Origin of the sequence: Bacillus sp. FSL K6-3149, assembly GCF_038630515.1 — a bacterium.
In the GTDB taxonomy this organism is placed as follows: Bacteria; Bacillota; Bacilli; order Bacillales; family Bacillaceae; genus Bacillus; species Bacillus pumilus.
Genome location: NZ_CP152034.1, coordinates 54960 through 68060 on the forward strand (window position 1 = coordinate 54960; position 13101 = coordinate 68060).

The 13101-nt window shown below is 42.1% G+C and carries 14 protein-coding genes; 2 read left to right on the plus strand and 12 right to left on the minus strand.

Translation table 11 applies throughout. From position 1 onward, the window contains the following. Positions 1 to 54: 54 nt before the first annotated feature. Positions 55 to 2046, minus strand: coding sequence for a methyl-accepting chemotaxis protein (locus MHB83_RS00340; RefSeq protein WP_342496541.1), 1992 nt, complete (start codon positions 2044 to 2046; stop codon positions 55 to 57). Between the two features lie 156 nt (positions 2047 to 2202). Here MHB83_RS00340 and MHB83_RS00345 point away from each other — a divergent pair, with 156 nt between their 5' ends. Further along, positions 2203 to 2943, plus strand: a complete 741-nt coding sequence (locus MHB83_RS00345; RefSeq protein WP_044140789.1) for a protein-glutamine gamma-glutamyltransferase — start codon at positions 2203 to 2205, stop codon at positions 2941 to 2943. Between the two features lie 21 nt (positions 2944 to 2964). On the opposite strand, the gene MHB83_RS00350 is transcribed toward MHB83_RS00345, so the two are convergent. The 6 genes from MHB83_RS00350 to MHB83_RS00375 form a co-directional block, all read right to left on the minus strand. Beyond that, the gene (locus tag MHB83_RS00350; RefSeq protein WP_095117870.1) at positions 2965 to 3213 is read right to left on the minus strand and encodes a hypothetical protein; all 249 of its coding nucleotides are present in this window, start codon (positions 3211 to 3213) and stop codon (positions 2965 to 2967) included. Between the two features lie 24 nt (positions 3214 to 3237). Next, positions 3238 to 4269: a nitronate monooxygenase gene (locus MHB83_RS00355; protein WP_335353051.1), complete on the minus strand. Its 1032-nt coding sequence runs from the start codon at positions 4267 to 4269 to the stop codon at positions 3238 to 3240. 16 nt (positions 4270 to 4285) lie between these two features. Then, positions 4286 to 4687 carry a secondary thiamine-phosphate synthase enzyme YjbQ gene (locus MHB83_RS00360; protein WP_212045479.1) on the minus strand — a complete coding sequence of 134 codons (402 nt, stop codon included), beginning with the start codon at positions 4685 to 4687 and terminating at the stop codon, positions 4286 to 4288. Positions 4688 to 4822: 135 nt separating this feature from the next. Then, entirely contained in the window at positions 4823 to 6115 is a 1293-nt protein-coding gene (locus MHB83_RS00365) for a hemolysin family protein (RefSeq protein ID WP_044140793.1), read from the minus strand. Positions 6116 to 6163: 48 nt separating this feature from the next. Beyond that, positions 6164 to 6838, minus strand: a complete 675-nt coding sequence (locus MHB83_RS00370) for a zinc metallopeptidase (protein WP_041816317.1) — start codon at positions 6836 to 6838, stop codon at positions 6164 to 6166. An 81-nt stretch (positions 6839 to 6919) separates the two neighbouring features. Next, positions 6920 to 7144, minus strand: a complete 225-nt coding sequence (locus MHB83_RS00375; protein WP_003213467.1) for a hypothetical protein — start codon at positions 7142 to 7144, stop codon at positions 6920 to 6922. Between the two features lie 118 nt (positions 7145 to 7262). Between MHB83_RS00375 and MHB83_RS00380 the strand changes: the two genes are divergently transcribed. Then, on the plus strand, positions 7263 to 8249 hold the full coding sequence (locus tag MHB83_RS00380; protein ID WP_050944029.1) for a potassium channel family protein: 987 nt from the start codon (positions 7263 to 7265) through the stop codon (positions 8247 to 8249). Here MHB83_RS00380 and MHB83_RS00385 read toward each other — a convergent pair. From MHB83_RS00385 to MHB83_RS00405, 5 genes are all read right to left on the minus strand, one after another. Continuing rightward, the gene (locus tag MHB83_RS00385; protein ID WP_003212880.1) at positions 8246 to 8647 is read right to left on the minus strand and encodes a YugN-like family protein; all 402 of its coding nucleotides are present in this window, start codon (positions 8645 to 8647) and stop codon (positions 8246 to 8248) included. The genes MHB83_RS00380 and MHB83_RS00385 overlap by 4 nt on opposite strands. Positions 8648 to 8679: 32 nt before the next feature. Continuing rightward, complete coding sequence (locus MHB83_RS00390) at positions 8680 to 8898, minus strand: spore germination protein (protein ID WP_003213169.1); 219 nt, start codon at positions 8896 to 8898, stop codon at positions 8680 to 8682. 240 nt (positions 8899 to 9138) lie between these two features. Then, positions 9139 to 10494, minus strand: a complete 1356-nt coding sequence (locus MHB83_RS00395; RefSeq protein ID WP_012011080.1) for a glucose-6-phosphate isomerase — start codon at positions 10492 to 10494, stop codon at positions 9139 to 9141. A gap of 126 nt (positions 10495 to 10620) precedes the next feature. Next, on the minus strand, positions 10621 to 11793 hold the full coding sequence (locus tag MHB83_RS00400; protein WP_342496542.1) for an iron-containing alcohol dehydrogenase: 1173 nt from the start codon (positions 11791 to 11793) through the stop codon (positions 10621 to 10623). Between the two features lie 121 nt (positions 11794 to 11914). Beyond that, positions 11915 to 13078 carry an iron-containing alcohol dehydrogenase gene (locus tag MHB83_RS00405; RefSeq protein ID WP_342496543.1) on the minus strand — a complete coding sequence of 388 codons (1164 nt, stop codon included), beginning with the start codon at positions 13076 to 13078 and terminating at the stop codon, positions 11915 to 11917. Between the last annotated feature and the right edge of the window lie 23 nt (positions 13079 to 13101).

Below are 13101 nucleotides of genomic sequence, written 5' to 3' on the forward strand. Positions count from 1 at the left end.
GTTTAAAATATAAAAAAAATACCCAGACAATTCTGGGTATTTTTTCATCATTATTTAATCAATTTTAAATTGACTTGTGAGCTCTTTTAGTTCCTCTGCCATGTTAGAAAGTGTCACTGAAGAAGATGATATTTCTTCCATAGATGCCAGTTGCTCTTCAGCAGAAGCCGCAATGTCCTGAATGTTTGCAGCACTTTCTCTAGAGACTTGACGCATCTCCTGCATAGCTTGTGAAACTAGCTTCGAACCGCTCGATAGATCAATGGCTGTATCGTTTAATTGCGTCAGTTTTTTCGACATTCCTTCTGCCGCCTCATAAATGTTCTGGAAGCTTTCTTTTGCTTCTTCTGTCATACCAAGTCCTGCATGTACTTCTCGATTGACCGTTTTGAACATATCTTGAGATTTAGCAATTTCTAACACAATTTCTTGAATGAGCTTTTCTATTTCTTTCGCTGAGTCTGCCGATTGGACAGCTAATTTTCTCACTTCTTCTGCCACGACAGAGAAGCCGCGTCCTGATTCGCCTGCTCTTGCTGCTTCGATGGCTGCATTTAACGCAAGAAGATTCGTTTGATCTGCAATGCCGTTAATGACATTTAAAATGCTCGTAATATCTTTAGACTTATATTCTAATTGCTTCATGACTTGTTCTGCTTCTTGTACAGATGTATCAATATGTTTCATTTGGCTCGCTGTGCTTTCAACTATTCGGCCGCCTTGACCAGCTGCCTCTGTCGATTGAAGTGAGACAGTAGCCACTTCTGATGACGTTTGTGACATGCCTTGTAATCCTTCATTCATTGCCACAAGCTGATTCGTACTAGATTCGACTTTCTCGTTTTGTGCTTCATTTCCATTTGAAAATTGTTCAATCGACATCGTGATATGCTCAGTTGCTTGACTTGTTTGGCTGGCACTTGCCGTCAGCTCCTCGGAAGCGGAAGCCACATTGTCGACAGATTGCTGTACCGCTCGAATGACGTCACGAAGGGATTCACTCATTTTGCTAAAGCTTCTTGTGAGATCTCCAATTTCATCCTTCGATTTGGTTTCAAGGGTTTCGGTTAAATCACCATCACTCACCTTTTCTGAGAAATCAACAAGCTTTCGAAGTCCAATTGTGATGGAGCGAACGATAAAGAAGATCGCAATACCGCCAAGGATAAAAGAAGAAATTAAAAGAATAATGGCAGAATTCCAAACTGGCTGTGCTGCTTCTTCTGTTTCTGATACAAACATCGTTCCAGCAATTTTCCAACCTGTTAAATCATTTGTCACAAAAACGAGGCGTTTTTGTTCTCCTTTATTCTCATAAGTTGATGTTCCTTCTTTTCCGCTGTAAAGGATAGATGAAATATTTTCAGTAACCTTAGATCCTGATTTTTCTTCTAGATGGGCCACAATTTGCTTGTTTTTATTCGCAATAATTGGGTATCCTTCTCGTCCAATTTTAATCTCTTTTATTTTATCGACAATGTCTTGCACATCAATGTCGATTCCGATCACTCCCGCCCCGTCCTTCAGGCGCTGGGCAATCGTGACAACCATGCCGTTTGTTGTGGCAGAAATGTATGGATTGGTGACAACTGGATTACCACTATCATCCTGCATAGCCAATTGATACCAATCGCGCGTTGTTGGATCATAGCCTTTTGGCATATCTACTTTAGGAAACTGAATGAAGTCACGCTTTTTACTTGCTGCATAAAACCCAACCACATCATCTTCATTGATTTTGCTGTATATCTCAAAATGCTCATACAGCTTGTCCTGGTTGTTCTTTTTAAAGTCTGCAGCAGTAGCTGTTTCAGTAAAGAGTTTTACTGCGCTTTCCTTATTCATCAGCTTTTGCTGGATCATGTCATTCAGTTCATTGACTCTTGCTTTTGCTCCGTACATGATTTCATGATCCAATTCTTCTTTGGCAATCTGATATGAAATCGTACTGAGTGTAATAATTGGCAAGACAAGGACGAGAGTGAATGAAATAATCAGTCTCTTAGAAATCGATGGTTTTTTCAACCATTTTATTGCATTTTTCATGTTTTTCCTCCTTTTAAACGATATGTTATATATCGGACAGCTTCATATTATTTTCATGTTTTTCAAATAAAAAGGATGCTTTTTTGTTTATTTACACAAATTGATTCCTTGCCCAAGCACCCTGCATACGCTAATACAAAAGGGGGCGCTTTTCATATGATTATCCTTTCAGGACAGCCAGTGACAAATGAGCAGCTGGCTTCATTTCAGCTAGAGGGACAAAAGCGGATCATTTTGATGCAGTTACAAGCCTCAAATGATACGTTCCGCTATAGGCAAGCATCTGATTTGTTATTTGAGGTTACATTGAGATCGAACATTATGAATGCTGCAAGAGATTTGCATAAAAGTGGTGCCTCATTTGCCATCTTTCAAAGGTCTCGTGCAAATGACGCCTTTTGGCGCGTATCTGAAGCAGGAGCACTAGAGCTGCGCTATCAAGTCGAACCATCTAGAGGCATTAAAGACATTTTTGAAAATGGCTCACAATATGCATTTGAATGTGCCACCGCCATTGTCATCGTGTTTTATATGGGCGTCTTGCAAACGGTAGGAGACGAGAAGTTTAACCGAAGGCTTCGCAGTCTAACTCTGTATGACTGGCATTATGATACATTGTCGATTTATACAGAGCGCGGGAATGACTTTATCTATGGGGATTGCTTATATTTCGAGAATCCAGAATTTAGCTATCAGCAGTCACAGTGGCGCGGGGAAAATGTGATTTACTTAGGAGAAGATCAATATTACGGACATGGACTTGGGATTTTAACAGCGGCAGAAATTATCGACAAATTGAATAAGAGAAGGCGGCCAGGTGCTGTTCAATCTGCTTATCTATTGCCGCAGACCACCCGGATGGATGTGATTTATCTCAGGCAAATGTTCGGCAGCTAAAAAAAGCCTCTTGTCTAGTGGTTATGACAAGGGGCTTTTATATGCCTTGCGCTTTCGATAATCTTGCAGCGTGCCAAGCATCGTGTTCGCAAGGATCTCCATTTTTTCTAAGTCTTTACTTGTGACCGGCGGATCATGCCGGCTCCATTTTACATAACGAACAAAATAGTAATGACGAATGGGCGTAAGGACGGCAGGAGAGTGCGGAAATTCATCAAACCAAAATTCAATTTGTCCTTTTTTTCGGTATGAATGTTTTAAGATGTCCACCCTTTCACACCACCCAACATGATTTTATATGTGCGTCAGTTCATGCATGATCTCCTCAACGGTTAAAATCGAGTGAATACGGCCAACGCCCTGTCCTGCCCAAAGAGCCATTTGATCAGGGTTTCCCGCAGCAGCTGCTGCTTTTCGCATCGGTGTCGTCCATACATGCTGAACCGGATAAGGAAGAACCCTATCTTCATTCTGTCTTTCTTCCTCCATCCACTGATTCACAATACCTCTTGCTCTTTTTCCAGAAAAAAGCTTCGTGATCTTTGTTTCACTGCTTGCTGCCTGTAAAATCGCCTTTTTGTATATGTCTGCCGCAGCACTTTCCTGACTGGCTAAAAATCGTGTGCCGATTTGCACCGCATCCGCTCCAAGCGCTAGAGCGGCTTCCACACCTGCTCGATCTGTAATCCCGCCTGCGGCGATCAATGGCACATGACAAAGCGGCTTGACGTCAGAGATCAGGCTAAAGAGTCCCATCAGGGCATCTCCTTTTGCAGGTAAAAAGGTACCTCGGTGACCCCCTGCTTCACTTCCTTGCAGAACAATGGCATCCATCCCTTTTTCCTCTAAAAGCAGTGCTTCCTCTTTTGTTGTGGCGGTTCCAATTAAAAAGATCCCCTTTTGTTTAAAGCGATGTATCGTTTGTTCGTTTGGACAAGCGAAGGTAAAGGAAACGACCGGTACGTCCTCATCCAAAAGAATGTTGATTTTCTGTTCAAAATCATTCCACAATTCCTCTTCGCTCGGCAGTCTATCGGCTACTGGTCGTGCTGGCAGTCTCTTCTCCCAAAATGCCACATCCTCTTTTTTGACTTCAGGAATTGGCTCTGGTACAAATACATTGACCTGAAACAGGCGAGTTGTCAGTTGTTTGACCTGTCTGATCTGCTGCCTCAAATGGTCAGGCTGCACATATCCACTTGCCAAACTGCCAAGTCCTCCGCATTGCGAAACAGCGGCTGCCAGCTGAGGTGTCACGGCACCTCCTGCCATTGGCGCTTGAATAATACCATATTTGATTTGCAGTAATTTCGTGATATCCCCCATTTATTTCCCCCATCTCTTACTCGTTTGATGATACCTGTATATAAAAATGGCGATGTCTCGGCCCGTCAAACTCACAGAAATAAATTCCCTGCCATGTGCCAAGGACAGGATCACCATGATTAATGAGAATATGCTGCGTAGCACCCATAAAGCTTGCTTTCATATGTGCGGCTGTATTTCCTTCCATATGGCGGTCCTTCGGATGTTCCCACGGAAAGACTTCGTCAAGCCGGCGGAGCATATCTCGTTTCACATCTGGGTCCGCATTTTCATTAATGGTCATCCCTGCTGTCGTATGAGGACAGTAGACAATGACGGTTCCGTTTTGAATACCTGTTTCCTTGATATATTGATGGACCTCATTCGTCACGTCGATCATCTCATCGCGTCTATTTGTTTGTACATTAATTTTTTTCATATGAGAGGCTCCTTTTTGTCATTTCTATCAAACCATACCCTTTTTATGTGAAGTCAATCACTGTTTATCGGTAGAAGGCATTATCTCACCTAAAGTTTACCAAGTAAAAAAACCTCGTCAAGTGTTACGAGGTTTTTAGGAAAAGTGGACCTTTTTGATGTCAATGGTCCGAATATGATGGTCTTCTGCATCTATGATGGTAAATTCACAGCCTTCTGCTTCAATCGTATCTCCAATCTCAATATCAAATTTATGTGTCATCATCCAGCCAGCAATTGTATCAACATCATCATTCTCAATGGCTAAATCCAATAAATCATTTACTTCATCAATCAAGGCTTTCCCATCCATTACATAGTGGAAGTCACCTTTTTTGACGATATGAGGTGTTTCATCCTGATCATATTCATCTCGAATTTCGCCCACGATTTCCTCTAATATGTCCTCTACTGTGACAAGTCCGGCTGTTCCTCCATATTCGTCTACGAGCACTGACATATGAATTCGCTCCTTTTGCATCAAAATGAGCAATTCTTGAACAGGCGTACTTTCAATCACCCGAATCACTGGACGCATTAAGTCTTCAATCGTCACATCTTGATTTAAAAAGCTCGCCTTAAACACATCTTTGCTATTGATGACACCAATCACATGATCTTTGTCTTCTTTAATGACGGGGTAGCGTGTGTATCTTTCGTTCAACATATAATGTGTCACGTCTTCAAGCGTCTGTTCAATCTCTATGGCTGAAATTTCTGTACGAGGAATCATGATCTCTCTCGCCACTCGGTTATCAAATTCAAAAATTTTATTCACATATTTGTACTCAGACTGGTTAATCTCACCCTTTTCATAGCTTTCAGATAAAATGAGACGCAATTCTTCCTCACTGATCGCCACTTCATGTTCTTTGACAGAATGAAAACCGAATAATTTCACAATGCCTCGCGCAGATCCATTTAATGCTTTAATAAACGGGTACATGACTTTATAGAAAAAGATGAGTGGCTTTGCTGTCACAAGGCTGACCGCCTCTGCCTTTTGAATGGCAATCGTTTTAGGCGCCAGTTCTCCCACAACGACATGTAAAAACGTAATGATCACAAATGCGATGATAAACGATAGGATGTCGGTTAATGCGGAATGAAGCCCCAACTCCTCAAACAGTGGATGCAGAAAATGCTCCACCGTCGGCTCGCCCAGCCACCCTAAGCCTAAAGCGGTAATGGTAATACCGAGTTGACAGGCGGATAAATATTCATCGAGATTTGATATGAGCTTTTGTACGTGAATGGCTCTCTTATCACCGCTTTCAATCAGCTGATTGATTTTAGAGCCTCTAATTTTCACAATCGCAAATTCAGTGACAACAAAAAACGCTGTCGCAGCAATGAGTAATATGACTAAAAATACGTTTAAAATATACAAAAAAACCCTTACCTAACAACGGTAAGGGCTCACCTCCTCTGGCATCAATTAATCATTACGGCCATTTAGGAAGATCATTACAAAACGGAGCAATTCAAACAAGGAGACAAGGGCTGCTGCGACGTACGTAAGAGCGGCAGCATTTAACACCTTGTTCACGCCTCTTTCTTCACTGCTTCTAATGATTCCTTCTGAAACAATGATATCTTTCGCACGAGAACTTGCATTAAACTCGACAGGCAATGTCACAAGCTGAAAGAACACAGCCGCTGAGAACAAAATGATCCCAAGCCCGATTAAGTTAAGGCTGCCAAGTAAGATTCCACCAAGGAAAAGAAGCGGGGCAACGCCAGATGCAAAGTTCACGACAGGAAAAATCTTATGTCTCAAGACAAGCGCACCATAGGATTCCTGATGCTGCAAGGCATGTCCAACCTCGTGTGATGCGACTGAAATGGCCGAAATGGAATGGCCATAGTACACAGGTTCAGATAAGCGAACCACACGCTGCGTCGGGTCGTAATGATCAGTCAAAGTTCCTCTTACCGGTTCAACAGGCACGTCGTATAACCCGTTGCGATCTAAAATATGTCGAGCGGTTTCCGCACCTGTTTTCATACTGGATGCTTCAACCTTTGAATATTTTTCAAAATTATTCTTTACTTTAAATTGTGCCCAAAATGATAATCCCAATGCGGCAAAAGTTAAAAAATAAAAAAACAGCATGCTCATCAGCTTCCTTTTTATTTTATATATTTATTTACAATTTTAATGACTTTTATGTAACGTGTACAGAAAAAAGCACTAGGTCTTTTTAAGGGGGATCACCACGCCAATGAAAAAGAAGAACACACCTAAACATGCTGTATAAAAGGTCACCGTTCCGTATAGGTTTTGAAAAAAGTGCAGCCATGAAAAATCATTCATAAAATGATTCACCGCATTTAAGTCAAACACAAGTAAGATCATAGCTGATGATAAAAAGTGAGCGCCGATAAAAAGAAGTACGGTCTTTTGAACGAACGACATTCGCATTCCCTCCTTCTTCTCTCTTATTTTAAGATATGGGATCTACATGACGAAGATGAAAAAATGTTTCCTCAATCGGGCATACTGACATTAGCAGTCTCCTGAAAGGAAGAGTCCAATGAAATCAAACCGTATCTTTATTGCTTGGCTAAGGTGGCCTCTCTATCTTCGAATTGCCATCATCATCTGTTTCTTGCTTCTTTTTTTTGGACAATTAATCGTCTTGCTTGAACCGAAGCAGTATCATACGATCTTTGATGGGATCTGGTGGGCTCTCATTACAGTCGCGACGGTCGGCTATGGTGATTTTGTACCGCAAACCATTCCCGGACAAATCGCAGGTATGGCGCTGATTCTGATCGGGGCAAGCTTTGTCACGGCTTATTTTGCCACACTCGCTGCCGCTGTGTTCAGCAAGCAGCACCATTATGTAGAAGGGAAGGTCGCGTTTAAAGGAAAAGGACATCTCATTATCGTCGGTTGGAATGAAAAAACGAACAAACTGCTTCAATCGTTTCAAACGATTGATCCAGCTATGCCGATTGTGCTAATTGATGATTCCTTGAAGGAAGGGCCGCTTCTAGAGAATGTTCATTTTATTAAAGGGCATGGCACCGAAGATGGCACACTTCGCAAAGCCAATATTTCAGGTGCAGATGCACTGATGATTACCGCAGATCAGCATGAGAATGAGGTGACAGCTGATATGCAGAGTGTTTTAACATTACTTGCAGCAAAAGGATTAAACCCTTCACTCTACTGTTTAATTGAAATTTTAACAGATCGTTACGTGAAAAATGCCGAGCGGGCTGGCGCCAATCAAGTCATTCATACCTCTGATGCAGTCAATCATTTAATGGTCGAGCATTTTCTTTTAAAGGAACAGTTCAAAGCGTTAAAGAAAAAACGTCATATGACCTTGCATAAACAGATCACCATCATACCGGTTCCAGCTTCGTTAGCCGGAGAAACATTCTTAACAGCGCTCCATCATTTTTTAGAGCATCATGTGATCATTGTCGGTGTACAAAAAAAAGAAGGACCCATGATGAATCCTCCCTTTGATTATGAGCTTCATCCTGAGGATGAACTGATCAGCCTTTAAAGCAGTGCGTCTTCTAATTCCTTGACGAGCGAAAAGCCAATCTCAGTATAAGCTTTTGATACATCTCCATCTTTCTCTTTTGGTTCTTGGAATTGGTTAAAGGATGCTCCCACATTTCCAACCATCGCATGATCATCTAACTTATCTTGATAGACATGCTTTAAGAGAAATGGATCTCCCAGTTTCACCACAACGCCTGGCTGATCCAACTGGCCCTTTTCGGCTGTAAAAGGAACTCTGAGAAAGGTATAGCCATCACGATTATCAATTTTATAATCAAAGTATCCGTGATCGTAATCCCAGTTACCATTAATGACATAGCCGAGCGGCTTCATCGTCTCTTCTAAATGGTAAAGTGAAAAGCTTTCACCAGTCAGCCTGGATGGTACATGAATCATACGAAACCCTCCTTTTTGTCTAATAGGTTTCGTTAAAGAGAGGAATTCATACATCTATCTCTCGTGATTTGTACATTGTTTGAAAAAGTGGCATCAAATAAGCTTTGATTGGATGATTGATTCGTCTCGTTCGCACTGCCGGACCCTGATGTTTCCTTCGTAGCACTCATAGGACAAATGCGTCCGACATTGCCAAAGTTGACGATTGCCTGGCCAGAAATATCGTGAATGTAAATATGATTCGTTCTCATGTTTCACCCTCCTCTACTCATTATTCTATGTACAGAGCGTAAGGAGGCTTGCACAGGAACCGTGCGAAAATAAAAAAGGCACACCCTTCAAAGGTGTGCTCAGCGTGTAGACAAACCCTTGCATTCGTTGTCAGGTCTGCGCGCTTGGTGCTCACGAATGTTAAATTCGCTCCGCGCCAGTGCTCGCCCTTCCTAGACTTCAAAGGGTTTCTATCACGCTAAAAGGTGTGCTTTTCATTCTTACGATTGTTTCAGGCGGCTTTCAAGCTCGGCTTTTTTCTCTTCGAAGCCTGGTTTTCCTAATAAAGCAAACATATTCACTTTATAAGCTTCTACGCCAGGCTGGTCAAATGGATTGACGCCTAGTAGATATCCAGACATCGCGCATGCTTTCTCAAAGAAGTAAACGAGATATCCGAATGTATAAGCATCCATCTCAGGAATTGTAACGATCAAATTCGGTACTTTTCCATCTGTATGAGCAAGCATCGTTCCTTCAAATGCTTTTTTATTAACGAAATCAACCGTTTTTCCTGCTAGATAGTTCAAGCCATCAAGGTCTTGTTCTTCTGCTTCGATGACAAGCTCATGACGAGGCTTGTCTACATTAACGATTGTTTCAAACAAGTCTCTTCTTCCTTCTTGAACATATTGACCAAGTGAATGAAGATCTGTTGAGAAGTTCGCAGATGAAGGGTAGATTCCTTTTTCATCTTTCCCTTCACTTTCACCGAATAATTGTTTCCACCATTCTGCAAAGTATTGCAATCCTGGCTCATAGTTAATCAGCATTTCAATCGTTCTGCCTTTATTGTAAAGGACATTACGGACGACAGCATATTGGTATGCCGCATTCTCAGAAAGCTCAGATGAAGCGAAGTCTTCGCTTGCTTTTGCCGCACCTTCCATCATCTGATCAATGTCTGCACCGCTCACAGCGATTGGCAATAGACCCACTGCTGTTAAGACTGAATAACGTCCACCTACATCATCAGGGATGATAAATGATTCGTAGCCTTCTTCTGTTGCTAATGTTTTCAATGCACCGCGTGCCTTGTCCGTTGTTGCATAAATACGTTTTTTCGCTTCTTCGGCACCGTATTTTTCAATGAGGAGCTTTTTAAAGATGCGGAACGCAATCGCTGGCTCTGTTGTTGTACCAGATTTTGAAATGACGTTAATAGAGAAATCTGCATCTTCCAATAGATCCATTACATCAGTTAAATAAGAAGAACTGATGTTGTTTCCAATAAAGATGATTTGCGGCGTCTTGCGTTTGCCTTTTGGCAGCGTGTTATAGAAAGAGTGGTTCAAAAATTCAATCGCCGCACGTGCGCCGAGATATGAACCGCCGATTCCGACAACAAGTAAGACATCAGAGTCTGACTTAATTTTATCTGCACTTTTTTTAATGCGGGCAAATTCTTCGCGATCATATTGCTTCGGCAAGTCAACCCAGCCTAAATAATCACTGCCTGTACCCGTTTGTTCATGAATATTATGATGGGCCACCTTCACAAAATCTTTTAAATATGTAAGCTCATGCTCTTGAAAGAAAGGTAACGCTTTTGAGTAGTCAAATTGAATATGTGTCATCGCTTGTAAGCCCTCCATTACGTTAGTTCTATCCCTTTCACTTTAGCGGAACTAGCTATTGAAATCAAGTGATCGTCACTCCCATAGCAAAAAGCCGTTTCTCATAGAGAGAAACGGCACGAAGGATTATAAAGAAGCTTTCAAAATAGAAAGAATGTCATCACGATCAAGTTTCATAAAGTTACCAAAACCACCGTATTCCATTTCTTTCGCCGCAATGTCGGCAATTTTGTCCAGCTGATCTTCACCAATGTCATAATCTGCTAGACGGCTTGGTGCACCGAGGCTTGTCCAGAAGGCTGACAGCTTGTCGATTCCTTCTAATGCGATATCACGATCAGATTTTCCCTCTGTCTCGATGTCAAACATGTTTAGCATGAGATTTTTAAAGCGATCCACATTGTGATCGAGTGTATGACGCATCCAATTTGGGAAGAGGATCGCAAGTCCGCCTGCATGCGGAATGTCATAGACAGCCGATACTGCATGCTCAATCGTATGGGACGCCCAGTCGCCAAAGTAACCCATTTGCAGCGTGCCATTTAAAGCGATCGTTCCTGCGTAAAGGATCGTTTCACGGTGCTCATAGTTTTGTAAGTCTTCAAGCAGTTTTGGTGCTGTCTCAATGACTGTTTGAAGAACAGCAAAACACATTCGATCCTGTAAAGGCGTGTTTTTCACATTATGGAAGTATTGCTCGAAGACGTGGCTCATCATATCGACCATGCCGTACACCGTCTGGTTTTCTGGCACTGAATAAGTATGCTCAGGGTCTAAAATTGAAAAAGTAGGATGAGTGACTGAACTGCCCCACACATATTTTTCATTTGTTTCCCAGTTTGTGATGACAGAGTCTGGATTCATTTCTGAACCAGTTGCCGCAAGTGTGAGCACTGTGCCAAACGGCAATGCTTTTTGAGCGGTTGTTTTCTTTGAGATAATGTCCCACACATCTCCGTCATATTCCGCTCCGGCTGCAATCGCTTTTGTACAGTCGATCACACTGCCGCCGCCAACAGCTAATAGGAAATCAATTTTTTCATTTTGGCAGATGTCGATTCCTTTTTTCACTGTGGTGAGGCGCGGGTTTGGTTCAACACCTGACAGCTCAAATACGTCAGCTTCTGCTTCATTTAACGCGCTGATCACATTATCATAAAGACCATTTTTCTTAATGCTGCCTCCACCATATACAAGTAACACTCGTTTTCCATAACGAGCGAGTTCGCTTTTTAGTCCGTCTAGTTGTCCTTTTCCAAACATTAATTTCGTTGGATTATAATAAATAAAATTTTCCATCTGTTGATACATCTCCTTACAGCGTATATATCCAAAAACATGAAAGACTACTTTAACATATGTACACGTCGAACTCAAAAAAAGATAACTGCTCGAAAGCAATTATCTTTTCATTGTTTGATTATAAAGAAGCATTCAAAATAGCTAGAACATCTTCTTTGTTTAGCTTTTTAAATTGACCAAATTCACCGCGTGCCATTGCACGATCTGCGATTAAATCAATTTTCTCATCGTTGATATCATAGTCCGCTAAACGGTTCGGTGCGCCAAGACTTGTCCAGAAAGCTGACAATTTGTCGATTCCTTCTAAGCCTACTTCTTCGTCTGTTTTGCCCGCAGGGTCCACATCGAATACGCGTACCGCTAATTGTTTAAAGCGGCCTGGGTTTTCCTGAATGACATGCTTCATCCAGTTCGGGAACAAGATCGCAAGTCCGCCTGCATGAGGGATATCATAGATAGCAGATACCGCATGCTCGATGTTGTGAGATGCCCAGTCACCGCGTGCTCCCATTGACAGCATACCATTGAGCGCAATGGTACCAGTGAATAAGATCGTTTCACGCAGCTCATAGTTCTCAAGATCGTTGATCAGCTTCGGAGCTGTTTCAATGACCGTACGAAGAAGCCCTTCACACATACGGTCTTGGTAAGGTGTATTTTCCGTGTGATGGAAATATTGTTCGAACACGTGAGACATCATATCAACCATGCCATAAATCGTATGGTTTTTTGGCACAGTGAATGTGTTCACTGGATCTAGAATAGAGAATTTAGGGAAAACTGCTGGACTTCCCCAGCCATATTTCTCATTTGTTTCCCAGTTTGTGATCACTGATCCAGAGTTCATTTCAGAACCTGTTGCAGCAAGGGTTAACACCGTACCGAACGGAATTGCTTCCATTGGGACATGCTTACGCGTCACGATATCCCAAGCATCTCCATCGTACTGGGCTCCGGCTGCGATCGCTTTCGTTGCATCAATAACACTCCCGCCGCCAACTGCCAAAATAAAGTCAACGTTGTTCTCTTTGCAAAGCTCAACCCCTTTTCTTACCGTTGTTAAGCGCGGGTTTGGCTCAACACCAGCAAGTTCAGTGATTGCAGCTCCTGATTCTTTTAGGATGCTGACAACTTGGTCATAAAGGCCGTTTCGTTTAATACTGCCTCCACCATATACAAGTAATACGTTTTTTCCGTAGTGTTTGAGTTCATCTGAAAGGGCTGAAACTTCTCCCTTTCCAAATATTAATTTCGTTGGGTTCCAATAAGTAAATCGATCCATTTGATCTCCTCCTCGCGCTACAT